Source organism: Vibrio sp. THAF190c (assembly GCF_009363355.1).
GTDB lineage: Bacteria > Pseudomonadota > Gammaproteobacteria > Enterobacterales > Vibrionaceae > Vibrio > Vibrio fortis_A.
This window is the reverse complement of the sequence record NZ_CP045338.1, coordinates 1,856,982-1,881,833: the sequence shown is the minus strand read 5'-3', so window position 1 is coordinate 1,881,833 and position 24,852 is coordinate 1,856,982. Positions and strand designations below refer to the sequence as shown.

General features: G+C 44.5%; 26 protein-coding genes. 14 read left to right on the top strand and 12 right to left on the bottom strand.

Annotated features, from left to right (window positions below; all coding sequences use genetic code 11):
* Positions 1–4: 4 nt before the first annotated feature.
* The 4 genes from merF (at position 5) to FIV04_RS08350 (ending at position 5,685) form a co-directional block, all read left to right on the top strand.
* Positions 5–262 carry a mercury resistance system transport protein MerF gene (merF, locus tag FIV04_RS08365; RefSeq protein ID WP_099166195.1) on the top strand — a complete coding sequence of 86 codons (258 nt, stop codon included), beginning with the start codon at positions 5–7 and terminating at the stop codon, positions 260–262.
* Positions 255–1,751: a mercury(II) reductase gene (gene merA / locus FIV04_RS08360; protein WP_152468857.1), complete on the top strand. Its 1,497-nt coding sequence runs from the start codon at positions 255–257 to the stop codon at positions 1,749–1,751. The genes merF and merA overlap by 8 nt, the downstream gene beginning before the upstream one ends.
* Positions 1,752–1,839: 88 nt before the next feature.
* Positions 1,840–4,845: a Tn3 family transposase gene (locus FIV04_RS08355; protein WP_152468856.1), complete on the top strand. Its 3,006-nt coding sequence runs from the start codon at positions 1,840–1,842 to the stop codon at positions 4,843–4,845.
* Between the two features lie 51 nt (positions 4,846–4,896).
* Positions 4,897–5,685: an ion transporter gene (locus tag FIV04_RS08350; RefSeq protein ID WP_152468855.1), complete on the top strand. Its 789-nt coding sequence runs from the start codon at positions 4,897–4,899 to the stop codon at positions 5,683–5,685.
* A 32-nt stretch (positions 5,686–5,717) separates the two neighbouring features.
* Here FIV04_RS08350 and FIV04_RS08345 read toward each other — a convergent pair whose 3' ends face one another.
* Positions 5,718–6,173, bottom strand: coding sequence for an Lrp/AsnC family transcriptional regulator (locus tag FIV04_RS08345; RefSeq protein WP_152468854.1), 456 nt, complete (start codon positions 6,171–6,173; stop codon positions 5,718–5,720).
* A 142-nt stretch (positions 6,174–6,315) separates the two neighbouring features.
* Between FIV04_RS08345 and FIV04_RS08340 the strand changes: the two genes are divergently transcribed.
* Entirely contained in the window at positions 6,316–8,127 is a 1,812-nt protein-coding gene (locus FIV04_RS08340; RefSeq protein WP_152468853.1) for a PLP-dependent aspartate aminotransferase family protein, read from the top strand.
* A gap of 80 nt (positions 8,128–8,207) precedes the next feature.
* Here the strand turns inward: FIV04_RS08340 and FIV04_RS08335 are convergent, their stop codons facing one another.
* Entirely contained in the window at positions 8,208–9,194 is a 987-nt protein-coding gene (locus tag FIV04_RS08335) for a GlxA family transcriptional regulator (protein WP_152468852.1), read from the bottom strand.
* A gap of 114 nt (positions 9,195–9,308) precedes the next feature.
* Here FIV04_RS08335 and FIV04_RS08330 point away from each other — a divergent pair, with 114 nt between their 5' ends.
* Positions 9,309–9,926 carry a LysE family translocator gene (locus FIV04_RS08330; RefSeq protein WP_152468851.1) on the top strand — a complete coding sequence of 206 codons (618 nt, stop codon included), beginning with the start codon at positions 9,309–9,311 and terminating at the stop codon, positions 9,924–9,926.
* A gap of 89 nt (positions 9,927–10,015) precedes the next feature.
* Here the strand turns inward: FIV04_RS08330 and FIV04_RS08325 are convergent, their stop codons facing one another.
* Together FIV04_RS08325 and accD are read right to left on the bottom strand one after the other, a co-directional pair.
* Positions 10,016–10,690, bottom strand: coding sequence for a hypothetical protein (locus FIV04_RS08325; RefSeq protein ID WP_152468850.1), 675 nt, complete (start codon positions 10,688–10,690; stop codon positions 10,016–10,018).
* A 155-nt stretch (positions 10,691–10,845) separates the two neighbouring features.
* A complete protein-coding gene (gene accD / locus FIV04_RS08320; RefSeq protein WP_152468849.1) occupies positions 10,846–11,715 on the bottom strand; it encodes an acetyl-CoA carboxylase, carboxyltransferase subunit beta in 870 nt (289 codons plus the stop codon).
* A gap of 124 nt (positions 11,716–11,839) precedes the next feature.
* Between accD and FIV04_RS08315 the strand changes: the two genes are divergently transcribed.
* Positions 11,840–12,745, top strand: coding sequence for a LysR family transcriptional regulator (locus FIV04_RS08315; RefSeq protein ID WP_152468848.1), 906 nt, complete (start codon positions 11,840–11,842; stop codon positions 12,743–12,745).
* On the opposite strand, the gene FIV04_RS08310 is transcribed toward FIV04_RS08315, so the two are convergent.
* Together FIV04_RS08310 and FIV04_RS08305 are read right to left on the bottom strand one after the other, a co-directional pair.
* Complete coding sequence (locus FIV04_RS08310; RefSeq protein WP_152468847.1) at positions 12,736–13,461, bottom strand: metallophosphoesterase; 726 nt, start codon at positions 13,459–13,461, stop codon at positions 12,736–12,738. The genes FIV04_RS08315 and FIV04_RS08310 overlap by 10 nt on opposite strands.
* 16 nt (positions 13,462–13,477) lie before the next feature.
* Entirely contained in the window at positions 13,478–14,356 is an 879-nt protein-coding gene (locus tag FIV04_RS08305; protein ID WP_152468846.1) for a LysR family transcriptional regulator, read from the bottom strand.
* Between the two features lie 117 nt (positions 14,357–14,473).
* On the opposite strand from FIV04_RS08305, the gene FIV04_RS08300 reads away from it, so the two are divergent.
* Entirely contained in the window at positions 14,474–15,154 is a 681-nt protein-coding gene (locus FIV04_RS08300; protein WP_152468845.1) for a pirin family protein, read from the top strand.
* 368 nt (positions 15,155–15,522) lie between these two features.
* Here the strand turns inward: FIV04_RS08300 and FIV04_RS08295 are convergent, their stop codons facing one another.
* A complete protein-coding gene (locus FIV04_RS08295) occupies positions 15,523–16,026 on the bottom strand; it encodes a YcxB family protein (protein WP_152468844.1) in 504 nt (167 codons plus the stop codon).
* 245 nt (positions 16,027–16,271) lie between these two features.
* Between FIV04_RS08295 and rcnR the strand changes: the two genes are divergently transcribed.
* Positions 16,272–16,547 (top strand): Ni(II)/Co(II)-binding transcriptional repressor RcnR, encoded by a 276-nt coding sequence (rcnR, locus tag FIV04_RS08290; RefSeq protein ID WP_152468843.1) that lies wholly within the window; start codon positions 16,272–16,274, stop codon positions 16,545–16,547.
* A gap of 7 nt (positions 16,548–16,554) precedes the next feature.
* On the opposite strand, the gene FIV04_RS08285 is transcribed toward rcnR, so the two are convergent.
* The gene (locus FIV04_RS08285) at positions 16,555–16,731 is read right to left on the bottom strand and encodes a DUF1289 domain-containing protein (protein ID WP_152468842.1); all 177 of its coding nucleotides are present in this window, start codon (positions 16,729–16,731) and stop codon (positions 16,555–16,557) included.
* Position 16,732: 1 nt separating this feature from the next.
* Positions 16,733–17,170 (bottom strand): hypothetical protein, encoded by a 438-nt coding sequence (locus FIV04_RS08280; RefSeq protein ID WP_152468841.1) that lies wholly within the window; start codon positions 17,168–17,170, stop codon positions 16,733–16,735.
* A 322-nt stretch (positions 17,171–17,492) separates the two neighbouring features.
* Between FIV04_RS08280 and FIV04_RS08275 the strand changes: the two genes are divergently transcribed.
* Positions 17,493–19,409, top strand: coding sequence for a methyl-accepting chemotaxis protein (locus FIV04_RS08275; protein WP_172974234.1), 1,917 nt, complete (start codon positions 17,493–17,495; stop codon positions 19,407–19,409).
* A 147-nt stretch (positions 19,410–19,556) separates the two neighbouring features.
* Here FIV04_RS08275 and FIV04_RS08270 read toward each other — a convergent pair whose 3' ends face one another.
* Positions 19,557–19,919 (bottom strand): hypothetical protein, encoded by a 363-nt coding sequence (locus FIV04_RS08270; RefSeq protein WP_152468839.1) that lies wholly within the window; start codon positions 19,917–19,919, stop codon positions 19,557–19,559.
* A 106-nt stretch (positions 19,920–20,025) separates the two neighbouring features.
* On the bottom strand, positions 20,026–20,472 hold the full coding sequence (locus FIV04_RS08265) for a Fur family transcriptional regulator (protein ID WP_152468838.1): 447 nt from the start codon (positions 20,470–20,472) through the stop codon (positions 20,026–20,028).
* Between the two features lie 141 nt (positions 20,473–20,613).
* On the opposite strand from FIV04_RS08265, the gene FIV04_RS08260 reads away from it, so the two are divergent.
* The 4 genes from FIV04_RS08260 (at position 20,614) to FIV04_RS08245 (ending at position 24,217) form a co-directional block, all read left to right on the top strand.
* Positions 20,614–21,507 carry a metal ABC transporter substrate-binding protein gene (locus FIV04_RS08260; RefSeq protein WP_152468837.1) on the top strand — a complete coding sequence of 298 codons (894 nt, stop codon included), beginning with the start codon at positions 20,614–20,616 and terminating at the stop codon, positions 21,505–21,507.
* Positions 21,508–21,571: 64 nt separating this feature from the next.
* Complete coding sequence (locus FIV04_RS08255; protein WP_150872718.1) at positions 21,572–22,453, top strand: manganese/iron ABC transporter ATP-binding protein; 882 nt, start codon at positions 21,572–21,574, stop codon at positions 22,451–22,453.
* A complete protein-coding gene (locus FIV04_RS08250) occupies positions 22,453–23,373 on the top strand; it encodes a metal ABC transporter permease (protein WP_152469547.1) in 921 nt (306 codons plus the stop codon). The genes FIV04_RS08255 and FIV04_RS08250 overlap by 1 nt, the downstream gene beginning before the upstream one ends.
* A gap of 1 nt (position 23,374) precedes the next feature.
* Positions 23,375–24,217, top strand: a complete 843-nt coding sequence (locus FIV04_RS08245) for a metal ABC transporter permease (protein ID WP_152468836.1) — start codon at positions 23,375–23,377, stop codon at positions 24,215–24,217.
* A 102-nt stretch (positions 24,218–24,319) separates the two neighbouring features.
* Here the strand turns inward: FIV04_RS08245 and FIV04_RS08240 are convergent, their stop codons facing one another.
* The gene (locus FIV04_RS08240; RefSeq protein ID WP_152468835.1) at positions 24,320–24,817 is read right to left on the bottom strand and encodes a heme-binding protein; all 498 of its coding nucleotides are present in this window, start codon (positions 24,815–24,817) and stop codon (positions 24,320–24,322) included.
* Positions 24,818–24,852: the final 35 nt, after the last annotated feature.

Below are 24,852 nucleotides of genomic sequence, written 5' to 3'. Positions count from 1 at the left end.
TGCCATGAATAGACAGCGCAAGTCATTGAGGTTGAGTATAGCAGGAACGGTTATTGCCGCATTGTGCTGTTTTACCCCTGTACTGGTCATATTGCTGGGAGCGATTGGTTTATCTGGGTTACTGGGTTATCTGGATTATGCGTTGCTTCCTGCGTTGGCATTCTTTGTTGGCCTGACCGCTTACGCCTTATACCGAAATAAAGGGGAACAACAGAAGTCCGATTGTTGCCCTCCTAACCAACAGGATAGAATAAATGAATAATGAGCAATCTGCCTTTGACGCTGAAGAAGTGACAGTAAATCAAGCCAAATCATCCTGTTGCAGTGGTGGTGAAGCTAAGTGTAGTGGAAGTGATCAACTTCACGTTGCCATTATTGGTAGTGGCTCGGCCGCTTTTGCCTGCGCAATTAAAGCTGCTGAAGGCGGTGCTAGGGTGACGATTATAGAGGCCAATGAGGTTATTGGCGGCTGCTGCGTGAACGTAGGGTGTGTGCCATCAAAAATACTGATTCGAGCGGCACAATTAGCCCAACAACAACGCAGCAACCCTTTTGCTGGGTTGGAAGATCATGCTCCATTACTTAGTCGTTCCTTGTTGGCAAAACAACAAACGTCTCGTGTTAATGAGTTAAGGGCTGCTAAATACCAGAATATTTTGGATAACAACCCCGCACTGAGCCTCATAAAGGGGTATGCAAGCTTTAAAGATGCACGGACATTGGTGGTAAGCAAACCTGATGGTCAAGAGGTGGAAGTGATTGCTGACCGATTCCTTATAGCAACAGGCTCTACACCTACTATTCCTCCAATCGACGGGTTGGCAGATACACCTTTCTGGACATCAAACGAAGCTCTGTTCGCAGAGCAAACACCTGAGCATTTAATTGTCATCGGCTCATCAGTAGTGGCACTAGAAGTTGCCCAAGCATACCGACGGTTGGGTGCTGAAGTGACTCTATTGGCAAGACATACCCTGCTATACAAAGAAGATCCCTTATTGGGTGAACAGTTAGCTAAGTCATTTGAAAAAGAAGGTATCCGTGTGCTGACTCATACCCAGGCTAGTGAGATACGTTTCGATGGAAAACAGTTCAAGCTGAAAACCAACAATGGTCAATTAAGCAGTGATAAATTACTGGTGAGCACTGGACGTCACGCTAATACTGCCAAACTCAACCTTGATTTAGCAGGTGTTGAAACAGATAAGAATGGCTGCATTAAAGTGAATTCGCGAATGGAAACTTCTGTCTCCCACATTTATGCAGCGGGTGATTGCAGTAACATGCCGCAATTTGTTTATGTAGCCGCCGCGGCTGGCAGCCGTGCAGGCATTAATATGACAGGCGGTAATGTTAACCTGGATTTATCCGCCATGCCGTCAGTGATATTTACCGATCCGCAAGTGGCAATCGTAGGACTGACTGAGGCACAAGCCACAGCTCAAGGGATCATTACCGATTTTCGAGTTTTGGAGATGGAAAACGTTCCAAGGGCATTGGCAAATTTTGAAACGGACGGTTTTATCAAGCTAGTCATCGATGCCGATACAGAGCGACTCATTGGTGCACAGCTTCTCGCCCACGAAGGAGGAGAGATCATCCAGAGCGCCGCGTTAGCCATTCGCAATCAAATGACGGTTAAAGACTTGGCTGAACAGTTGTTCCCTTATCTCACTATGGTTGAAGGGTTAAAATTATGTGCTCAGACCTTTAGCAAGGATGTGAAATCACTCTCTTGTTGTGCAGGCTAAGACACGGTTATTATTTATACGGAAATTTTAGTGATTTGGCTGACGAAGGTTTGTACTTTTCGTTTGGCCTATACAGATAAGGATTGAAATGCCCGTAGATTTCTTAACCAATGAACAAAAAAGTAGTTACGGGCAGTTTCAAGGTGAACCGAATGATGTCCAACTCGCTAGATATTTCCACTTAGATGAAGCAGATTTAGTATTTATCAGAATGCGGCGTGGTGAACATAATCGCTTTGGGGTTGCCCTACAATTAGGTTGTGCACGTTTTCTTGGCACTTTTTTGACCGACTTAACGCAAGTACCGAAAAATACGCAACGGTTTGTAGCAAGACAACTTGGTATCACGAATATTGCGATCCTCAATGATTATGCTCATCGGGAAACGACCCGAAGGGAGCATGCTAGCCTTATTCGCACCCAATATCACTATCGCGAGTTTTCTTGGCCTTGGTCATTTAGGCTTATCCGTCTTTTGTACACGCGGAGCTGGATAAGTAATGAACGTCCTAGTTTGCTTTTTGACCTGGCAACGGGATGGTTAATCCAACACAAAATTCTTTTACCTGGAGCGTCTACCTTAACTCGGCTAATCTCCCAAATAAGAGAGCGTTCCGAAAACCGTCTATGGGAGCGCTTAGCAGCATTACCTGACTGTGAGCAAGGTGAGCAGTTAGACTGCTTACTCCAGCTCTCAGATACATCAAGAACGACACATTTTGACCGATATCGAAAAGGGCCAGTCAACATAAGTAGTCCTGCGTTTAACGAGTCGGTAGGTCGTTATAAAGCGCTTAAATCCTTTGGGATACAGTCCCTCGATTTCACAGGGATCCCTCCGATTCGATTTAAGCATATTGCCCGTTACGCTGGGATGATTTCGGCTTATAAAATCGCGCGTATGCCAACCAATAAGCGGAAAGCTATCTTAGTGGCGTTCGTCAAAGCGTATGAAATCATTGCACTCGATGAAGCGCTAGACGTATTGGATATGCTCATCACTCAAATCGCAGGTGAGGCAAAAAAGTTAGGTCAGAAAAAGCGATTACGAACGCTTAAAGACCTGGACAAATCCGCACTTACACTGGCCAATGTTTGTGTCCTGTTACTCAATGATACCGTGGAAGATGAGGATCTACGATCTGCTATTTTCCAGAAACTTTCCCGTGAAAGCTTAGAAAAGTCCATCACCACCATCAAAGAGTTGGCTCGCCCCTACGATGATAACTTTCACGAAGAAATGGTTGAACAGTATGGTCGTGTAAGACGATTTTTACCTTCGTTATTCAAAGATATCGACTTTGAAGCTGCACCTGCTGGCGTTATGACATTAGAGGCTCATGATTATTTGAGTCAATTACTCGACTCTCGTAAACAAATTCTCGACGGTGCACCCATGGATATTGTGTCTAATCCTTGGAAGCGCCTTGTAATGGACAAAGAGGGGCGAGTTAATAAACGTGGTTATACCCTATGCTTTTTAGATAAGTTACAAGATAGCTTGCGTCGTCGTGACATTTTTGTAGCAAATAGCGATCGCTGGGGAGATCCAAGAGCTAAGCTACTGCAAGGTCACGAGTGGCAAATAAATCGCATTCAGGTGTGCCGCTCATTAGGGCATCCCATTAATCCCAAAGAAGCTATTACCGCTTTAACTCAACAACTTGATGCAACCTATCGACAAGTCTCGGAACACTTTGATGACAACCAAGCTGTAAAAATCGATGATTCGGGTAAACGCCCAACGTTAACTATTACACACATAGACAAGCTGGATAACCCACCGAGTTTACAGCATCTTTCGAAGCAAATTGAAGCATTGCTTCCCCGTGTTGATTTGACGGAGCTATTACTTGAGATTAATGCTCACACAGGGTTTGCCGATGAGTTCACACATATAAGTGAATCCAACGCTCGAGCCAACGACATTACAGTCAGCATTTGCGCAGTGCTACTGGCCGAAGCGTGTAATATCGGTTTGGAACCGCTAATAAAATCTCACGTTCCCGCTTTGACAAGACATAGACTCAGTTGGGTTAAACAAAATTATCTTCGAGCTGAAACTCTCGTTAAAGCTAACGCTAAGTTGGTTGACTATCAATCGTCACTCTCACTCGCCCATCAATGGGGAGGCGGAGAAGTGGCTTCAGCAGATGGAATGAGGTTTGTCACTCCAACCCGCACAATCAATTCCGGTGCGAACAGAAAATACTTCGGCTCTAGTCGCGGAATAACTTGGTATAACTTTGTCTCGGATCAGTTTTCAGGCTTTCACGGAATAGTCATTCCCGGGACCTTACGTGATTCCATTTTTGTTCTTGAAGGTCTATTGGAACAACAGACGGGTCTCAATCCAGTAGAAATTATGACAGATACCGCAGGATCAAGCGATCTGGTGTTTGGGCTTTTTTGGTTGTTGGGGTATCAGTTTTCACCAAGATTAGCTGATGCAGGAGAATCCGTATTCTGGCGAGTGGACAAAGAAGCAAATTATGGCGCTCTTGAAGAGCTTGCCAGAAGCTGTGTTAATACCCACAAAATAGAACAACACTGGGACGATATGATGCGTATAGCTGGCTCTCTTAAACTGGGGACAGTACAAGCATCAGAGCTTATTCGTTCTCTGCTCAAAAGTGACCGTCCATCTAGCTTAGCTCAAGCCATCATAGAGGCTGGTCGCATCAACAAAACGTTATATCTGCTCAATTACATTGATGACGAAGATTATCGCAGACGGATACTGACACAGCTTAATCGCGGCGAAAGTCGCCATGCCGTTGCGAGAGCAATTTGTCACGGTCAAAGAGGTGAGATACGGAAACGTTACCGTGAAGGGCAAGAAGATCAATTAGGATCACTAGGACTGGTAACCAATGCCGTCGTGTTATGGAATACAATTTACATGCAAGCAGCTATAACCCATTTAGAAATTCAGGGAGCAGATCTGAAAGATGAAGATATGGCGCGTCTATCTCCCCTCAGCTATAAACACGTGAACATGTTAGGTCATTACTCATTTACGTTGGCCGAACAAGTGATAAACGGGGAACTTAGGCCATTAAAACAGCCAACTGACCAAGAGGATTTTGCTTAGCGTACGTTTTCGTACCGTTGGGCTTCATACCCCGGGTATTGTATCAATCTAATGGTTTCTTCAGTTACTAATAAACTACCATTCAGAAGGGTAGGGGATGTAACTCTATCCTTTCTGATATTGGTACAATGTGTACTCTTTGTTGTTGAAACGAGTCTTGAAAACGCAGCTTTGGTGTCGATAGTTCAAATTTCGATAGATGGTTTATTTTTCCTCGATTTATGCGCTCGGGTTGGTAACTCCGGGAGAGAATACTGGCGGAGTGTTTTCAACATTGTAGATGCTAGCATTGTTGCTATTAGTGTTTTGGGGCATATTTTCGCCCCTGGTCTTCAGTCACTGACAGCTCTTAGAGTCATTCGTCTGTTACGGATGTTCCGAATTCTAAGATTGATTCCTAATATTGACCACATCCTAATGGGGCTCCGCCGAGCACTGAGAGCTTCGCGTGGAGTTTTTCTCATGTTGCTTATACTGTTGGTGTTCTTTTCTATATTAGGGTATCTGTTATTTAAAACTAGTATTCCCACTCATTTTGCAGATCCAATTGTATCCAGCTATACCGTTTTCTCACTGTTTACAGTCGAAGGTTGGAATGAGGTACCGTCGCTTGTTCCTACTAACACTCTTGACTATTACCTGATCCGAGCCTTTGTAATAGCCGTGATTATCTTTGGCAGCTTCTTTGCCCTGTCACTGGCAAACGCTATATTTATCGATGAAATGGTGATGGACAATAACTTAGATCTTGAGAAACAAATAGAAAACCTTGTCGGCATAGTCGAAAAACAGAGCGTGCAGCTGGAGGAGTTGAAACATCTGATGAAGGAGAAAAATTAACACGGTAGTGTCTTTAAATCTTACAAACCAACTCACCTCACTGGCAACTTGGTCTTTGTTTTTACCTGACCAAAGGCGAAGCTGGATTCAATAGAAGCGATATTGGGTAGGCGGGTTAATTGTTTGCGGATGAACTGCTCGTAGCTTTTGAGCGATTCACTCACCACATGTAGTAGGTAGTCGTGATTCCCCGTCATTAAAAAGCACTCAAGTACTTCATCAATCGCTTCAATGTGCTGCTCGAAGTCTCGCATGTTCTCTTCAGTTGGCTTTTCAAGCTTCACCAATACAAACACATTCACGGGTAACCCACATGCCTCTTGCTCGACACTGGCGTGATAGCCACGAATGATCCCTTGTTTCTCTAATGCTCGAACTCGGCGTAAACAAGGGGAGGGGGAAAGCGCGACGCGGTCGGCTAACTCTTGGTTGGTGAGTCGAGCGTTGCTTTGCAGTTCAGCCAGTATCTTCTTGTCGATCTCATCCATTGGCATATTCCATTAATTAGAAACTAAATTCAGCAATAATATTGCTCAAAGTGTATGTCTTACTTCGCAAATAGCAATATTTAACATCTTTGCAACACTAAAATTAAAGGAGGAACAACAAGGATGGAATGATTTAGGAACTATGAATACTTCAACTCAATTGAGCCCACTGCGTAAAACAACCAAACACGAACAAGCAGAAGCCCTTGCTATTGAGCAAGCAAAACACTTCGGTATCGACCCAAATAGCGATTACGGCACCACGCTGGTGGAATTGGCGACGACGCTGTACAAGGCCAATACCAAAACACATGACCTCTGGGCATTGACCGTTGATGGCCTTTCAGAGCTGGATAAGAGTGATCGAATCGCTTGGTTTAACGCCAAACGTTTCTTGTCATTCCAGATCGCTAAGATCCTCGACAACCTGCAAAACCCAATGCGCGCGACTTACCAATCCATTGCGACTAACAATGGTAATTTTGCCTCAAAAGGCGCGTATCCTATTTTCGATAACGTAGCGGCTATTTTTTCTGCAAGCCCTGTTATTACACGAACGGCGACTTATTTGTTTGCCTGTACCGAGTGGATTGAAGATGCGTTCAATGGCAAAGAGCCACTGCACGATATCTACTCTCGACTGCTTAACCCAACCTCAATATCACTGGCAAACCACATGGTTGATCTTGAGGCAGGATCGAGAGCCAACGAGTATCTTGCATGGAACTTTAACTCGGGGATGGCGGCCATTGATGGCTTGTTGAGTCACTTACTAGGGCATGAAGATATTGTATTGGCCTCGCGTAACATCTACGGCGGGTCTTATCAGTTGTTGGAAGACTGGTTTGGTAAGCCTTCGAACTTGAATGTCGCGGTAGAGTGGGTAGATGGATACTCTGGTGATGAGTTTGCAGCGCGTCTTGATGAGGTTGCACAAAAGTATGCCGATCGCCTCGCAAAAGGTAAGAAGATCTATGTCTACCTTGAGTCACCGTGTAACCCACATGGTTACGTGTTAGATGTCGCCAACATCAGTAAGGCGGCTCATTCTCGTGGTTGGGATGTGATTGTCGACTCGACGGTAGGTACGCCACTGCTTCACCCAGTACTCAAGCGTGATGATATGATGGAAAGACCGGATTACGTGATTCACTCCTACACTAAAGAACTGGCAGGTTCAGGTACCACAACCGCTGGTGTAGTGATTGGACGCAACGAGACAATGTTTGTACCAAAAGGGGAAGAGGTCACTTTCATTAAGTCCAATGGTGATGAGGCGATGATTCCATGGAACGAAACTCTATTTTGGAATGTGTATTACATTAAAGGTGCATTCTTAGATGCAGACAAAGCGTTTGAAGTGCTCAACGGCATGAAAACTTATGAGATGCGTGTGGTGCAGAAAACCATTAATACCCTGACTCTGGCGAAGATCTTTGAGGCGCATCCAGACATTAATGTGTCGTGTCCTGCTTTGCCAGACAGTGATAACTATGAGCACTGCCAAAACAACATGTACTTAGGGCTGCCAGCAGCGCTGTTTACTATCGATATGGAAGGGAACGGCAATCGCGCACCAATCAATCGAGATGGATTTAAGCAATTCTTCGATATGCTAGAGCCTGCAATCGGCATGCAAGTGAGCCTCGGGCAAACCAACACGGTCGCTTTGTGTCCGGCATTGACCACCCACTCAGAGTTGAGCGATGAGGCGCTCAATGAAGCAGGCATTAAACCTACGACTATGCGTATCTCGATTGGTTTAGAAGACCCTCGTATGTTCATTGCACATATTATTGAAGCGGCTAAATTATCTATTGATCGCAAGCATGTTGATTTCTCATCGTGCTTCCCAAGTAATGAGCGTATCGATGAGATCTATATGCAAACTTATATGGATGTGCACCAGAGGTTCGTGAAGAGCTTGCCGAAGTTCGGACAGTTGAGTCAGTAGATTTGGTTGGTAATCTGAGCGAGTAGGCTATTACATAACACAAGTCTCACCCTGTCAGGGCAAGAGCCGGCAGGGTGTTTTTATTGGCTTGGATTTAATGAATTGCGACGGCATTGGTTGGGCGTCATCCCAAATCTCTTTCTGAATATTTTGCACAGGTAACTGGTATCTTTTACACCAATTTCATCCGCCAGCTGTATCAAGCTATGGCTTGAGTGTATGAGTCGCCAATGTAGGTGTTGAAGGCGCAACTCTTGCCAGTATTGATGAACAGACATATCGAATTGTTGTTGGAAAAGTCGGTCTAGCTGGCGACGGCTAACGCCAATCAAGGCACCAATGTCATCTACCGTCGTGCTCAGTGCTAAATGCTCCTGCATCAATGAAACAGCACGGTTGACATGACGATTTTGGTAAGTGCTATGTTGAGATGATTTTAAACGATGATGATTACCACGGCCTTCGTCGACCAGCATATCTGCTAACCCTTTTTCAGCTCTAATCTGGCCTACGTGATCTTGTAAGATAGCGATAAGAAGGTCGATGGTCGCGCTGCCACCGGTACAGCTGATGAGTTTTTTGTCGAAGTGATACAACTGCTCATCACGCACTATCACCTTGGGATAGTTCGCTTTAAATTCATGATGATGTCGCCAGTGGACCACGACCTGATGATTGTTTAGCAACCCTAACTCTGCAAGCGTAAAACAGGCGTTATCGATGCTCACGATCTTGATTCCAGCCGATACAACTTTTCTAAAAAATGCACGATATAAGGGAGCTTGTTGCTGTGAGTCGTGAGCTGTTCGGCTACCAAACAGGACAACGTAATCAACGTCCTTCAACTCGGTGGTATCTGGAGTGTGCTCAACCATGACTGGAATATTGCTGCTAGACGTTACGACTCCTTGAGTATGAGACATGATCTGCCACGAACAGTAACGTTGCTGACTAAGATCTGCGTCATCGGCGGAGAAGCGTAGTTTGTCTAAAAACGCTCCAAAGGGGAACATATTGAAGTTGTCTAACGGGATTAATAGAAACCGGACGTTTTTGGAGTGATCCATACCAGCAGCCTTAAATGTCTAGATGGTGCTATTTTAAGTCCATATATTACCGTTATCAAATTACTCTTCGACGCATACTAGCGACAGATTCGGTTATCTTGTTGAAGGTTAGTTATGACGTTTGAAGTGTGGTGTTTGTTTATTTTGTCTGCTTTTGGGTTAGCGTGTATTCCCGGCCCCAACTCTTTATTGGCACTCAGCCATGGCGCCCAATTTGGTTATAAGAAGACACTATGGACGATCTATGGTGGCGTTTGTGGCTTCTTCTTATTAATCACAATAGCCATGCTTGGGTTAGGCACCTTGCTAGAGGCTGAGCCAGAGCTGATGATTGTTCTTCAATGGCTAGGTGCTCTTTACCTCGGCTTCTTAGGCCTGAAGCTGTTTTATGCACCAAGCGTTCACGTTGAAGGCAAGACGGAAGTAGTCGCACTATTACCACGACAACTCTTTAAACAAGGGTACTTTGCCGCGCTATCTAACCCAAAGGTGCTGCTATTTTTTACCGCGTTTTTGGCTCAGTTCATCGATCCGAACAAAGCCTTTTTCCCTCAGTTTGTAGTGATTACAGTGACTTTTCTGTGCATTGAATTTGCGGTTGAGTTTGGTGTCGCGAGAGTCGCCGATAAGGTCAAAGCGCTGCTCCTAAAAAATGGCCACATATTCAACCGGTGCTGCGGAGCTCTTTTCTTAGCAATGGGCGTGATGGCGATAGTGAAGAGCTTGTCTTAATGAGGGAACAACGTTGCGTATTAGGTGGTAATAGGAATTGCTCAATAGATTGTTTATGAGCTCTCAGGTTACTTGAAGCACCCTCTTAACTAGTCGCCCATAAGTGTGAATACTTGTGTTTTATCTTTGTTGTAGTGCAGGGAGACAAACAAGCCTTCAATGGTATTTTTATAATTACCCTCTTTTTCAACATGGTCGTAGATTTCTTTTAAGGTCTCTTTTCCTAGTTGTTTTTCTTTTTGCCAAGTTATCGAGTGCAAAAGCATGACCTGCACGTAAAGAAGACTATCTAAACATTCGTTGCGTTTTTCGTCGAGGGTGTATAGTTCTAACGTCATCAAGTACTCGATACCATCTGCAGCAGTGACAGTATCGAACTTTATGTTGTGGCACTGGTTAGGGTAATCATATTCATATGTCCAAAAATCAGCATTTGTATCATCCATCACATATAGTAGTTCATCCACAGTTTTAATATTCATAACTGTACCAGCCGAGTCTTCAGGCAGATCCATAGAATTTAAAGATTGTTCCAGTAGGAGCAATTCTTCAATCGGCAAGTTCTCAATATAATCTTGAGTACGAGTCACTTTGGTATCATTTGGGCTCATTCTTAGCGTAGGATCGACAAGGGATGCTAAGTCATTATAGTAATTGAGTACACTGCCCACGGTATCGAGTGTTGCAAAGTCCCAAGAAGTGTTTTCTTTTGTAACGGAAGAGAAAGAGGTACAAATGAGAACTAGCGCAATAAGGTATTTCATTATGATTTCGACAACCATGAGAGGGCTTAAACGTATAATTACTAAAGCGATTTCAAAATACAACACATACATTTGTGAAATGCAGTAGGTGTCATATTGGGCCAAGCTATGAAATTATGAATTTTATCTAATAGCTCTTTTTTTCATATCAAGTACTAGAGCAAATCACCTTCAATTTGCCTATTCGTCATCATCGCCATAAGCCTCGCAACACGTTCTCGCATGTCATGCCTTTCGATGATAAGGTCGAGTGCGCCATGCTCTAATAGAAATTCACTCTGTTGAAAATCTTCGGGTAGCTTTTCGCGAACGGTTTGTTCGATCACTCTGCGGCCTGCGAAGCCAATTCGAGCTTTGGGCTCACCGATGTTGATGTCACCAAGCATCGCTAAGCTCGCTGACACACCGCCGAAGGTTTGGTCGGTGAGCACCGAAATGTAGGGAAGCTTTGCGTCAGACAGACGTTTTAGCGCGGCGCTGGTCTTGGCCATTTGCATTAATGCCATCAGTGATTCTTGCATGCGCGCGCCTCCACACGCGGAAAAGCAGACTAAGCCACAATTGGCTTCAATGGCTGCGTCGACCGCTTCCACAAAACGCGCACCAACCACTGAACCCATAGAGCCCGCCATAAACGAAAACTCAAAAGCGCACGCGACAACAGGTAGCCCTAATAACTCACCTTGCATTGCAACCAATGCGTCACTTTCGCCAGTGTTCTTGTGAGCAAGTGTTAGACGTTCTGTGTAGCGCTTTTTGTCTTTGAAATTGAGTAGATCTTGTGGCAGAAATTGTTTGCCTAGCTCCGTTTGTTCACCTTTGTCTAAAAAGCTCTCTAATCGATTTCGTGCTGACATTCGCATGTGGTGATTACACTTAGGACACACCTCTAAATTTTCTGTTAGTGCGGCGCGATACAAGACCTGGTCGCAACTAGGGCACTTGGTCCAAACACCTTCAGGAATTGAAGCTTTGTGGGTACTGATTAAGTTCTTCTTATTTAATAGTTTTTCTAGCCAACTCATGAACAAACCTCGTTCTTAATAATTTGAATGATGAACATTGTATGAGCCAGCTTTTGGTAATAAAGTGTTGAATATTGGTTTTATAATCCAACTTTATGGGATTATTAAGGGGTGAAATAACAAGGTGTTAGACAAAATCGATCAACAGTGGCTTAAAAGCTTTCATTGCGTATATGAGAACAATAGCTTTAAACGCGCTGCGGAGTTTTTGTGTTTACCGACTTCAAACGTCAGTCGCCACATCGCGTTACTGGAAGAGCAACTGGATACTCGATTATTCGAACGAACCACTCGTCGTATTGCTCCAACCGAAGTCGGAGAGCAACTCTATTTACGTACTCAACCATTGTTGGACAAACTCAGTGATGCACTTGAAGAAGTGGCGCAACATTCACATGAGGTAATGGGGCAGCTCAATATTTTGATGCCAGATTCTCCGGAGCTTGCCCAAGCAGTCGTGTCCTTTTGTACCAAGCATCCGTCGATTTCGCTGTGTTGTGATACCAGCATCAGCCCAAAAGAGGATTTCTTGGATGGCTTCGATGTGATTTTGAGTTTTCATCGAGGAAAGCTTGAAGACAATAACTGGGTTGCCCGCGAGATCAAACGCTGGCCGAGTGTTGTGGTTGTATCTCCTAAGCTCCTACAAACCTGTGCTAAACCAACTCAAATTACCGACCTGAAGCACGTACCTTGTATCACTAGTTTTACTGTACTCAACGGCACGCCTTGGGTGTTTAAGGATGACAAAGACCAACCGGTGACACTGCGGGTAAAGTCGGCATTTAAAGTGAATAGTGGGCAATTGGCGAAGGCTGGCGCATTAGCGGGCTTGGGCTTTGCGGTACTTCCAAGCGAACTGTGTCGAGAGCAGATTAACGCAGGTAACTTAGAGGTTGTTGAATTGGAATACCAGCCTGAAGACTTGGTGCTATATGCTTTTTACGCATCAAGAAAGCATATAGCCAAGAAGGTTCCTGCGTTTATCGAGCACCTACAAAGTGAAGCTATTGCTAATGACTACAAATAGATGGCTTGGCAGTCGATAGAATTGGCAGAGAGCGAGATTTTGCTTAATCCAATTTTCTCACTGCGGTTGTATTCATCGAGTGAGTGGTCGAACCCATAGGCTGTTGCTGGCGCCATGTACTGAGTGACGCCTGACTGTGTAGTCGTAATACCATCATGTCCGTGACCACAAATCACGTCGCGCACGCGATACTTTTGAAGAGCCTTCATCACTTCAGTGTCGTTCTCGAGGCGAATAGCTTTCATCCAATCGGAGCCAACGGGAATAACAGGATGATGGATAACCACAATGGGATCGTTGGACTTTCTAAGGTGCTTTTTAAGTTGCGCCATACCGCGGTTATCGATACGCCCTGAACCCAGCGGATGTTGCTTATCCAACGGTTTGTAGCTTGAATCGAGAAACACAAGCTCTCTCCCACAAACGGTAGCTTTATCAGTCACACAGATCGTCGAACCTTTAAGCTCTGCGCGCATTAACGAAGAGTCGTCATGGTTTCCTGCAATCGCGTAAATCGACTTGTTACTAACGTGCTGTTTGATGAAGGTCTCTAAGGCCGTGTAATCTCCGGATTTTGGGTTACAGCAAATATCACCTGTCAGGAAAATCGTATTACAGCTAGCGTCGCTATTGGCATATTCCAGTGCTAGACGTAGGTTTTCATAGCTGGATTCGTCAGAGAGGTGACAGTCACTGATTTGATAGACGATGTTCATTGTTGGAGTCCGGTTATTACAATTCTTGAGTGAGGTAATCGAGAAGCGCTCTTACCTTAGGTGTTGCGCCTCTATGGCTAGGATAGAGCGCATACAGATCGACTGGTTTGAATGTCCAATCCGGTAAGATATTAATTAGTTTACCATTTTCTACAAACTCTTCAGCCATGTAATCGGGCAGTTCTGTGATCCCCAATCCTTGAATTGCCATGCGCTTTAGCATTGAGAAGTCATCACACCTCACGCTGGGCTTAAAGGAAATATGGTGTTCATTATCATCAGAAATCAAATGCCAGTCGGCGCTACGTTCTTTGGCGCTCATCAGCATGAGCGGTTGCTCTGGAAGCTCACTTGGGTGCGATAGCTTTTCGAATCCATGATTAGGAGCAGCATAGAGCTTTAAGTTGATTGAGCATAAGCGTTTCGCCACCAAGCTAGAATCTGCTAGCTCTCCGACGCGAAAGGCTAGATCAAACCCTTCTTCGATAAGATCGACGCGTCGGTTGGTCAGCGTTAAATCGAGTTCAACATCCGGGTTCTGAAGGCAGAAATTGGCTAAGTGCTCGGAGAGAAGAGACTGACCAACACCGAGAGACGTACAAATTCGTAATCTTCCTTGAGGTTTCTCCAACATAGACTCAACGGCGCTATCGGCAGCATTTAGTTCATCTTTGATACGGCGACAATATTCGTAATAGCGCTGACCCACCTCAGTTAAGTGAAGAGAGCGGGTAGAACGCTCCAATAATCTAACGCCTAGGTGGTTTTCAAGGCGGGTTATCTTACGACTGATGTTTGATTTTGGTGTGTTGTAAGATTCGGCTGCTCCGGTGAAGCTACCTTGTTCGACGACAGTGGCGAACACCATCAAATCATTCAAATCACAATTAAGCATAAATCCATTTATTGTTATCAAATATTGAATAGTATTGTGTCAATCGACTTATATATCAATATCAGATACCAAACTATTCTACTTCCATCAGCTAACAAAATTACTAAGGAAGCGACGATGGAAATGTTAACTCTTGATCAATTACCCCAAGGCGGCTTTGCAGGCTTGAAAGAAAAGCAAGTTGTGACCGACTACCGCGTGTTTGGCGCTCGCAAAAATCCAAAGACCTCGAATGGTATTGGAAACTTTGTATATCTGGCAGACGCCAACTTTCTACCATACGGTGAAACGGGCATGCATCCACACCGCGAAATTGATGTGATCAGTGTGATGGCCAAAGGCCGCGTCAGTCATGAAGGTTCATTAGAGCACGGTAAAGGGCTGGTGGCAGGCGAAGCGCAAGTTCAACGTGCGGGCGGTGAAGGCTTTGCCCACAACGAGGTAAACCCAGACAGTGTGCCAAATCAATTGATTCAGCTATGGGTTCTTCCTGAGGTAGCAGGGGAGCCTGCAGGTTACAAATTTTATGCGCCTGAAGCGAATCAATGCACACGTATTTATGGCGGAAGTAAATCGCAATCGGAGACGTTTGATAGCCACACGGTTATTGAGATGGTGCAGGCCGAAGAGGGTTATCAAACTACTCATCAAGGTGAAGCTCTGGTTTATTTGAGTACAGGGCGTGCGCAAATCAATGGTGTTGAAGTAAATGCAGGGACGTTAATTAGAGCTGAAGACTTGAGTTTTACTGCGCGTGAAGAGAGTCAGTTGATTCTGATTTTTACCGAAGATTTTTAACTAATCTCATTTATCTGAAAAGCAAACAACAATTAATCAGTGAGGGATACACAATGAAAGGCGTTGAGAATTCGACGCCACCTTCAAGGCATTGGGTGGCGGTATATACGTTTACTATTTTGTTGCCTTTGGTTTATTTTATTCCCATGTGGGTTGCTGAAAATATATCGGATAGCCATGTGGTTGTGACAGTCATTTCAGTGGCGATAATTGTCCCTTTGGTATCGTATTTGTTTCTTCCACTGGCGCTACGAGTTCATCAACACATAAATGCTGTATACTTTTCTAAATCGCACTGACAGCACACCAGTTACTGAAACTGAAAGAAAAAATGCCTGCTAAGTTAGCAGGCATTTTGGTGATTTACTCTATTTGGAAGCTGTCTCTTTGGCAGCAGCGTGCTGCTCCATCATGAAGGCAATGGCTTCATCATTTAAGCACGACTTACTCACGTATTGGCGCTGTTTACCAATATGAATAATCAAGCCTAGGTCAGTCTGCTCAAGCTCGTCGATTTGGCCCCATTTAATCGTGTTGGTGGCTTTGTAGTTTTTGTAACTCACGCCGTCCAAGTCACCCTTAAAAACTACCTTGCTGCCCGAACCAGAACTGATTCTCTGACGCCATAACCACCAAGTTCTTTTACAGTAAACGCTGAACGCTTCAATCACACTCAATACAATGAACAACCAGCCAACGTAGCCACTCGGTAACAGCTCAAACTCAAGTAGAACCCAGCCAAAAATAAGGAACAGAAACGCCTTTAAATAGGCTTTAGGGAACTGAACAGGTACGCTCGTTTGGTCATAACATTCTGCGAAGAAAGTTTTGTCGAGGGTGTATTCTGTAGTGAAACCGGGTTCTTTAGACATGTATCGTTACTTTAAGGTTCTTTGTAAATAGGGATATTACGCCACTGTTTTGCAGCGCCGGCATTGTATCGCTTCTTGGCGCCTTTCTTTAGTTATTTTAAGTCTGTTTTGTAAATTGATACTAACGGCTGAGCTTTACATATGGGGCCGCACACTGAAGCATCACAAATCAAAACTACCCCCCAGTATAATTTAAGTGCTACATTAACGGGTAAACCCTTGTTTCTAATTACTTCGAGTACCTTATGTCCCATACCGCTAAAGATCAGAAAAAACTCAAAGCCCGAGTTAGCAAAATACAAGGTCAGGTGAATGGCCTGAAGAAGATGTTGGACAACGAAGATCAGCAATGCCAAGACGTGTTACAACAAATAGCAGCAATTCGTGGGGCGGTTAATGGTTTGATGAGAGAAGTGATCAAAGGCCACCTTCTAGAGCATGTTGTACTAGAAGATAACAAAAAGCAGCGCGAACAAGATATGGAAGTGGTTCTTAAAGTGTTGGACTCCTACATAAAGTAATGAGTGGTCATCGGCTCATTTGCGACTTTCTTCTTACCAACTCTTTTTTCAATACGTTGATGGCGTAGGGCTTCATTGATTTCCAAGCTTTACACTCTTCACGCGTTCTTCCACAACCTAGACACCAGCCTTTACTGTGGGAAAAATCGCACATATCGATACAAGGGCTTTTCTGTTTTTTCATGTTAAAGCCTATCTAGTACTTTTTCGACGCTGGCCTCTAGAGCGCGCAGTCGATTGAACTCTTCAAATAAACGCTGTTCTAGGTTTTTGAAGTTGAGTGGCAGCGTTCGCTGACAAATGCCGTAGCTGTTGTCTTGAATTTTGTATCCTTTCCAGCTCTCAATTCGACTTTTCTCTATCTCTTTAAATTGGCGGATAAACTCTGCTTGGGCAGGGCAGTCCTCTTCGGCATGCATACAGATAGGAAAAGACTTTTGTTTAATTTGGGGACCTTCGATAAAGGTTTCGAAATGAATACCGCCTTGGCTTTGATTGAACCAGGTCTCCTTGTATAACTGCAGGTATTCTCCACGGTTGTAAATTTCCCATCCATCGTCAAACCAGTTTGCCTTTCTCATCATCTTTTCCAGATTGCGGAATACACCTTTAACATCTTTCATTCAGAAACTCTTCTTCCGTGGTATATGACAATTAAAAAACTATACTCCCCCTGAGTATAAAATACTACCCCCTAGTATATGTGGTTATTGATTGCCAAAGGCTTGAAGCGAACATACAACACAGATTTTCTGTCCCGGTTTAATAAAATGGGCATGGATTCGTGGTCTAGATCTCTTTATTCGACGCTGTCATCAAATCTTCACATTTTTACTGATAGTTTTATTTGTAATTACTGTGTTATAAGGGGTTTTAGTATTGGTTCTGTGAATGATTTGTAGGATCCGCAGTAATCACGTCAGTACTCAAAGTCGGGAGATGTATATGAGAAAAGGAAGTCTTGGTTTCAAGGGTATTTTATTAGGTTCCGTTGCTTTGTTAATGACGGTGTTATTAATGGCAAGCGAGCTTTATGGGTATAAACAGACAGAAGAGTTCGTAATAAAGGATGTAGAGCGGTATTTTACTGATTACACCAAGCAACAATCCCTCACTGTTGAGCAGTACTTCGCTCAAAAGGCAAATAGCGTTTCAAGTATTGCCAATCACTACAACAATAAACCTTTCCCAACAAATTATGTCGAGCAAACTCAAATACTAGCCAAAGCGATGGACATTGGTAGTGTGGTGATCTCTCTAGATAATGGTGATGGTTATTGGAACCAAAGTGCGGATACATGGCCGAATCACAAATATGATGGCGATGTGACGAAAAGAGAGTGGTACCTGCTTGCCCAAAGACAGTCAGGTGTATCAGTGACTGAACCTTACATCGCGAGTGATGGTGTTATCTGGATTAGCTTCGTACAGAAAGCGTTTGATGGAACTTTGTCTTCAGATTTGACGCTAGATTACTTAAACCAAGTTGTTAAACAGGTATCGGAGATCCCAGGTGCAGTGGCGATCATGATGGATCAGAACACCACGGTTTTGGCTTCATCTTCTCCAGAAATTAAAAATGGTGTTAAAGCGTCTGAGTTACAAGGGTTTGGTAGCGTTGCACTGAATGCCGTGAATCAACCCTCTGCTCTTCAAGAATATGAGCTGGATGGAACTGGTAAGCTTCTGTTCTCTAATGCGTTTAAAGTCGCAGACAAAACATGGTATTTCGCGATTCGTGTTGATGAGTCCGTTGCTTTTGCCGAGCTATACGACTTACGCCAAGAGAAAATTGTCAGTGTCTTACTGGTGATCTTGTTTACCGTTTTGACCCTAACGCTTGTCTTTAATTACCTATACCGCCCTGTGTTGGCGCTGCGTGATTTGGTTGAAGGGCTAGCTCAAGGTAATGGCGATTTGACTAAGAGATTGCCAGAAACCTCGAACGATGACTTGGGTCGTATTGCCAAAGGAATCAATGGCTTCGTTTCTCAACTGCAAGATATGGTGCTTGAGGTTAAGTTACTTTCATCAGAGCTGAAAAGCAGAACGGCTAATCTATCTGAGCAGTCACGAGTGAGTGCGGAAAGATTGACTGAGCACGCTGCAGAGACTGAACAAGTAGCCACTGCGATTGTTGAGATGAACTCCACAGCCGAAGCTGTAGCGCAAAGTGCTTCGCAAACGGCTCAATTGACCCAAAAGGCAGAGTCTCTGGGTTATGCCTCGATGGAAACGATTGAGCGCTCTAAAGAGAGTATGGTTGAGCTGAGATCAGACATCGATAAGGCGATGGAACGCGTTCAGGAAATGAACCTTAAGTCAGAGAGCATCTATTCTATCCTGACGGTCATCAGCGATATTGCGGAACAAACCAACTTGTTGGCACTCAATGCGGCGATTGAAGCGGCTCGGGCTGGTGAGCAGGGTAGAGGCTTTGCCGTGGTGGCAGATGAAGTGAGAAACCTTGCTGGCCGCACGAAAACCAGTACCGAAGAGATTGAAAAAGCGCTGAATGAACTCTTGGTTGGCAGCAAAACCATGGTTGAAGCTATGGAGAGTACCAAAGCTCGCTGTAATGATACCGAAGAGAGCACCAATGGTTTAGAGGCCAGTGTGGCAGAGGTATCTGTACACATCACCGAGATTAACGATGCAAGTATGCAAATCGCGACGTCTGCGGAAGAGCAGAGTGGCGTGACCCATGAAATTGGCCGCAATACTAATCAGATCAACGACATTGTTGTGGCGTTGAAAGCAGCAGGTATTGAGATGGACGAAGGTGCAGCCAAGCTTGTAGAGGTGAATAACCGACTCGATGATTTGATGAGCAAATTCAAAGTTGAAGAGTCTAACCGTTAACTAGTAGCTGAAATACACCACTAGTCGGAATAAAAGTAAAAGCCATCACTGAATCATTCTTGTGATGGCTTTTTTATATCTGAAGGTTTTAGATTAGTGGAGAAAAGAGTTTGGAGTAGTACACATTAGATCTGGTTAAGCCTTCACTTAACGTAGCGCTAAAATCTCTCTTTCCATTCGCTGAAATTCTGCTTCGGAGAGATCACATTGAAAGCGATGCTGGTCGTTGTTTTTGGTTCGAAGCTCCGCCAAGTAACCTGTGTAATCTCGTGATTGCGAAGAGTTACCCAAAGCACTCTCCATCGCAAGGCAAGCAACATCTTCTGGTTTTACGGCCCAACTACTGCCTAGCTCTTCCACGCGGTAATAAAGGAAACCATCGGTCGAGTTGAATTCAATGGCATGGGTAGTTAACTGCTTGTAGCCTTTGGGCTTAAACAAGGCTCTGTAGAGCATGAGCAATGGCCTAAATCCAATTTTGGTTTCAATTTGCCATTCGAACTTTTCCATTCTGTTTTCCGTCTTGTTGTTACTTGCTTTATTGCAGGGGAATAACTTCCCTCGTTTCAAATCCTTATGGTTATTCGAAACAGGTAGGGGAGATGTGTTGTGATAATCAAGCGTCTCGCTTTTTTACGTATAGTTCTAGGCGGTGGTAGACGATGTCATAACCGAGCTCTTTAGCGATTTTTTCTTGTAGCGCTTCTATTTCTTCTGAATAAAACTCAATGACTTGCCCGCTGTCTACATCAATCAAATGGTCGTGATGGGGTCTATTGGCTATTTCATAACGAGCATTAGTACCTTCAAATTCATTACGAATGATGGCCCCGCGTTCTTCAAGTACGGCGACAGTGCGATAAACCGTTGCTAAAGAGACATTGACGTTGAACTTCTTGGCTCTTTCGTGCAGCTCTTCAACGGTTGGGTGATCGTGTGTGCGAGCCAAAACGGCCAAAATAGCCATTCGTTGCCGTGTCACACGAACGCCTTGAGACCTCAATATTCCTTCGAGTTCCTCTATGACGTCGGCGTTATCTACCTCTATTTCATCCACTGTCATAAATAGCCTTCCTAATTACACAATTTAATGTTGATAATGAGAATTGTTCGCATTACTATGTATTGCAAATGCGAACCATTCGCAAAAAATCACGGATATGTTAACACAGTATTAGAGATTCTCACCATCAAGGAGAAAGGTATGAAAAAGCTAGCGTTGGTTGCCTCGTCACTGTTACTGGCAATGTCGCCATTAGCAAATGCAGCGGAAGATAAAATGAAGGTAGTAACTACCTTTACCGTGTTGGCTGATATGGCTTCAAACGTAGCAGGGGATGCCGCTGAGGTGGTTTCTGTTACTAAGCCTGGCGCTGAGATTCATGGTTACGAGCCAACGCCAAAAGACATTGTTCGCGCATCTGATGCTGATCTTATTTTGTGGAATGGTATGAACCTAGAACTTTGGTTTGAGCAGTTTCTATCAAATATGAAAGACGTACCGGCGGTAACGTTGACCAAGGGAATCAACCCGATTCCTATCGCTTCCGGTTCTTATGAAGGTAAACCGAACCCGCATGCGTGGATGGGGCTAGATAACGCACTTATCTATATTGATAACATTGTTGAAGCGTTTGCTGAGCACGACCCAAACAACGCAGCGATTTATGTAAAGAACGCAGCTGCTTACAAAGCCAAACTCAGAGCAACCATCGAACCTTTAAAAGACCAGATCGCTCAGATCCCTGACGGTAATCGCTGGCTAGTCACATGCGAAGGGGCGTTTAGTTACCTTGCTAAAGATTTTGGTTTGAGAGAATTGTACTTATGGCCAATGAACGCTGATCAAGTCGGCACTCCACAGCAGGTACGTTCAGTTATCGATGGCGTAAAACAAAACCATATCCCAGTCGTATTTTGTGAATCAACCGTCAATACCTCGCCAGCAAAACAAGTGGCAAGAGATACCGGCGCCCAGTATGGCGGTGAGCTGTTTGTCGATTCGCTATCAACTGCTGATGGTCCGGTTCCTACTTATCTAGATCTGTTAAAAGTGACCTCAACTACTGTAGCAAATGGCCTTACTGCGACGAACTAAGACATATGTTCAATGACATTAGACACAATGATTTCAACCGGATATTGGGAGCAAAGCACCAGCTATGAATGATGTTAAAAGTGAGGAACGCCTTGGCATTTCAGTCAGTGATGTAACGGTTACCTATCGTAATGGTTACACAGCCCTTTATGATGCGGACTTTACCGTACCGCAAGGGTCAGTGACGGCATTGGTTGGTGTGAATGGAGCAGGAAAGTCGACTCTTTTTAAGGCAATCATGGGCTTTGTTCCTATGTCTAAAGGACAAATCCAAATATTGGGTGAGAGCGTTAAAAAAGCGCTTAAAAGTAACATGGTGTCTTATGTGCCTCAGTCGGAGGAGATCGATTGGAGCTTTCCAGTGTTGGTTGAAGAAGTGGTGATGATGGGGCGTTACGGTCACATGAATTGGCTTCGCAGGCCTAAAGATGTGGATCATTTGGCCGTCGACCTAGCTCTTGAACGCGTCAATATGCTGGAGTTTCGAAAGCGTCAAATTGGTGAACTGTCTGGAGGACAAAAGAAGCGTGTGTTCTTGGCTAGAGCACTGGCACAAGAAGCAAAAGTGATTCTGTTGGATGAACCCTTTACCGGTGTTGATGTAAAGACTGAACATCAAATTATTGATCTTCTTAAATCGCTTCGCGATGAAGGCCATGTAATGTTGGTGTCGACGCACAATCTTGGTTCTGTGCCTGAGTTTTGCGATAGAACCATCATGGTCAACAAGACAGTTCTAGCCTCTGGTCCGATTGAAACGACCTACACCGAGGAAAACCTGCAGCGCGTGTTTGGTGGTTCTCTAAGACACTTTAAGTTGGGTGGTAATGCACTTCATCACGATGAGGATACCAGAGAACTGACCATTCTGACTGACGATGAGCGACCATTCATTCAGTATGATGGCAAGGCGTTGACAGCGAAAAAGACGGAGCCTCAATTATGATGGAACTGTTGTTACAGCCATTCAGTTACGGCTATATGAATAACGCCATGTGGGTGTCTGCCTTGGTAGGTGGCGTGTGCGCGTTCCTATCTGCGTATCTCATGCTTAAAGGGTGGTCCTTAATCGGTGACGCTCTGGGGCATGCCGTTGTGCCGGGTGTCGCATCGGCTTATATGATTGGTCTTCCATTTGCTTTCGGGGCCTTTATCTCTGGTGGAATAGCCGCAGGTACTATGCTGTTCCTGTCTGAACGTTCCGGCTTGAAAATCGATGTGATCATCGGCTTGGTCTTCACTTCATTTTTCGCATTGGGTCTTTTCCTTATTTCAATCAACCCCATCTCTGTCAGCGTTCAAACCATCACCATGGGTAACATTCTCGCTATCACACCTGAAGATACGCTTCAGTTAGTCGTGATTGGTGTTGTCACGCTGGTGGTTTTATTGGCGAAGTGGAAAGATCTTATGGTGACGTTCTTCGATGAAAACCATGCGCGATCCATAGGTCTTAATCCGGGTGTCCTAAAGGCGATTTTCTTAACTCTTTTATCTGCATCGATTGTTGCGGCGATGCAAACGGTAGGAGCGCTGTTGGTTATTGCTATGGTGGTGACGCCGGGTGCAACGGCATACCTGTTGTGCGACCGTTTCCCTCGACTGATTTTGGTGTCAGTCATTATTGGTAGTACAACAAGTTTTACTGGCGCTTATATTAGTTTTTTCCTAGATGGGGCGACAGGTGGCATTATCATCTGCCTGCAAACCATTATCTTCCTTTTGGCGTTTTTCTTTGCTCCCAAGCATGGTTATCTGGCTGCACGTTTAAGGGCGAAAAAAGCACTAGCAAAGAGGCCAATTGCTGACGAGCTCGGCTCTTCTGGTTCTTCCCTTGAGCACACATCTTTGGCAAAGGAGTATTAGTATGGATTTGTTGTTGCCATTCCAATTTCCCTTCATGCAGAACGCTTTTCTAATCTGTTTGATTGTCGCTTTGCCCACTGCGTTGTTGTCTTGCTTTCTGGTGATGAAAGGGTGGGCGCTTATGGGGGATGCCGTGAGTCACGCCGTACTGCCGGGCATTGTTTTGGCGTATGTTATGGGTTTACCGTTATTGCTAGGCGCGTTTTTGGCGGGGATGTTGTGTAGTTTTTTGACCGGCTTCTTAGCAGAAAATTCCCGAGTGAAACAAGACACGGTGATGGGCGTTGTGTTCTCTGGCATGTTTGCATTAGGGATTGTGCTTTATGTAGCGTTAGATACTCACGCACACTTAGATCACATCCTATTTGGCAATATGCTTGGCGTAGATACGCAAGAGCTAAGTACTGCAGCGATCATCTCAGCGGTGGTTGTTCTCGGTATCGTATTGTTCTGGAAAGATTTTCTGTTGCACTCTTTTGACGAGGTTCAAGCTAAAGTTAGTGGACTGAATGTACCCGTGTTGCATTACACCTTGCTGACGTTCCTCTCGCTGACCATTGTAGCCACACTGAGCGCAATCGGTCTTATCTTGGCAATTAGTTTGCTTATCGCACCCGGCGCAATAGCATTTCTGTTAGTGAAGCGTTTTTCAACCATGCTGTGGATTGCGTGTGTGGTGAACCTCACAACGATGGTGTTGGGCGCGTATTTGAGTTTCCATATTGATAGTGCACCAGCCCCAACAATCGTTCTGATTCAAAGCCTCGTGTTTGTTATTGCCCTTGTAAGACGTATCTCTATTACTAAGAAGCAGTCGCAAAAGTTGCACACAACGACGGCATGATTTGATTGAGATTACACGTCTGAATACCTGAAAAGCGCTCACATTGGAGCGCTTTTTGTTTATTCGTTTATTTGTGTATATAGAGATACGGGCAAGCAGTGATTAAAAGAATTTCTTAATCGCTTTGTCAGCACAAGCCACATCTAAATGTCCACCCGGCGCGCCGCCAACACCAATAGCACCAATCATAGAGTTATTCAGTTGTACTGGAACGCCACCCGCCAAGAACAGTAGATTGTCATCCATGTTTTGTAGAGGCTGCATGATAGGTTTGTCAGCGATGAGTTTCATCAAGTTCCCTGACGGCTGCTTCATGCTTGCAACGGTGAAGGCTTTTTTACGAGAGCTGTCTAATGTGTGGATACCCGCGCCGTCAGAGCGTAACTGAGCTATGACGTTTCCAGATAGATCAACAACGGTAGCTGAAACCTTGTAACCATCTGTCTCACATTGATTTACCGCTTCTTGAGCTAGCTGAAATGCGGCTTTGGAAGAGATTTGTGTAACCGATACGGTTTGAGTTTCCGCAGCCAATGCAAAGTTAGAGAAGCCAAATGAAGCGAAAGCTGCTGCGATAAAAGTACGTGTCATTGTTTTCATGTTTACTCCGTTAAGACATATTTTTGATTGGTTTT

Excerpts from the sequence above, each read along its gene's own strand:
- merF (WP_099166195.1), top strand. The coding sequence starts at position 5 with ATGAATAGACAGCGCAAGTCATTGAGGTTGAGTATAGCAGGAACGGTT.
- merA (WP_152468857.1), top strand. The coding sequence starts at position 255 with ATGAATAATGAGCAATCTGCCTTTGACGCTGAAGAAGTGACAGTAAAT.
- FIV04_RS08355 (WP_152468856.1), top strand. The coding sequence starts at position 1,840 with ATGCCCGTAGATTTCTTAACCAATGAACAAAAAAGTAGTTACGGGCAG.
- FIV04_RS08350 (WP_152468855.1), top strand. The coding sequence starts at position 4,897 with ATGGTTTCTTCAGTTACTAATAAACTACCATTCAGAAGGGTAGGGGAT.
- FIV04_RS08345 (WP_152468854.1), bottom strand. The coding sequence starts at position 6,173 with ATGGATGAGATCGACAAGAAGATACTGGCTGAACTGCAAAGCAACGCT.
- FIV04_RS08340 (WP_152468853.1), top strand. The coding sequence starts at position 6,316 with ATGAATACTTCAACTCAATTGAGCCCACTGCGTAAAACAACCAAACAC.
- FIV04_RS08335 (WP_152468852.1), bottom strand. The coding sequence starts at position 9,194 with ATGGATCACTCCAAAAACGTCCGGTTTCTATTAATCCCGTTAGACAAC.
- FIV04_RS08330 (WP_152468851.1), top strand. The coding sequence starts at position 9,309 with ATGACGTTTGAAGTGTGGTGTTTGTTTATTTTGTCTGCTTTTGGGTTA.
- FIV04_RS08325 (WP_152468850.1), bottom strand. The coding sequence starts at position 10,690 with ATGAAATACCTTATTGCGCTAGTTCTCATTTGTACCTCTTTCTCTTCC.
- accD (WP_152468849.1), bottom strand. The coding sequence starts at position 11,715 with ATGAGTTGGCTAGAAAAACTATTAAATAAGAAGAACTTAATCAGTACC.
- FIV04_RS08310 (WP_152468847.1), bottom strand. The coding sequence starts at position 13,461 with ATGAACATCGTCTATCAAATCAGTGACTGTCACCTCTCTGACGAATCC.
- FIV04_RS08305 (WP_152468846.1), bottom strand. The coding sequence starts at position 14,356 with ATGCTTAATTGTGATTTGAATGATTTGATGGTGTTCGCCACTGTCGTC.
- FIV04_RS08300 (WP_152468845.1), top strand. The coding sequence starts at position 14,474 with ATGGAAATGTTAACTCTTGATCAATTACCCCAAGGCGGCTTTGCAGGC.
- FIV04_RS08295 (WP_152468844.1), bottom strand. The coding sequence starts at position 16,026 with ATGTCTAAAGAACCCGGTTTCACTACAGAATACACCCTCGACAAAACT.
- rcnR (WP_152468843.1), top strand. The coding sequence starts at position 16,272 with ATGTCCCATACCGCTAAAGATCAGAAAAAACTCAAAGCCCGAGTTAGC.
- FIV04_RS08285 (WP_152468842.1), bottom strand. The coding sequence starts at position 16,731 with ATGAAAAAACAGAAAAGCCCTTGTATCGATATGTGCGATTTTTCCCAC.
- FIV04_RS08280 (WP_152468841.1), bottom strand. The coding sequence starts at position 17,170 with ATGAAAGATGTTAAAGGTGTATTCCGCAATCTGGAAAAGATGATGAGA.
- FIV04_RS08275 (WP_172974234.1), top strand. The coding sequence starts at position 17,493 with ATGAGAAAAGGAAGTCTTGGTTTCAAGGGTATTTTATTAGGTTCCGTT.
- FIV04_RS08270 (WP_152468839.1), bottom strand. The coding sequence starts at position 19,919 with ATGGAAAAGTTCGAATGGCAAATTGAAACCAAAATTGGATTTAGGCCA.
- FIV04_RS08265 (WP_152468838.1), bottom strand. The coding sequence starts at position 20,472 with ATGACAGTGGATGAAATAGAGGTAGATAACGCCGACGTCATAGAGGAA.
- FIV04_RS08260 (WP_152468837.1), top strand. The coding sequence starts at position 20,614 with ATGAAAAAGCTAGCGTTGGTTGCCTCGTCACTGTTACTGGCAATGTCG.
- FIV04_RS08255 (WP_150872718.1), top strand. The coding sequence starts at position 21,572 with ATGAATGATGTTAAAAGTGAGGAACGCCTTGGCATTTCAGTCAGTGAT.
- FIV04_RS08250 (WP_152469547.1), top strand. The coding sequence starts at position 22,453 with ATGGAACTGTTGTTACAGCCATTCAGTTACGGCTATATGAATAACGCC.
- FIV04_RS08245 (WP_152468836.1), top strand. The coding sequence starts at position 23,375 with ATGGATTTGTTGTTGCCATTCCAATTTCCCTTCATGCAGAACGCTTTT.
- FIV04_RS08240 (WP_152468835.1), bottom strand. The coding sequence starts at position 24,817 with ATGAAAACAATGACACGTACTTTTATCGCAGCAGCTTTCGCTTCATTT.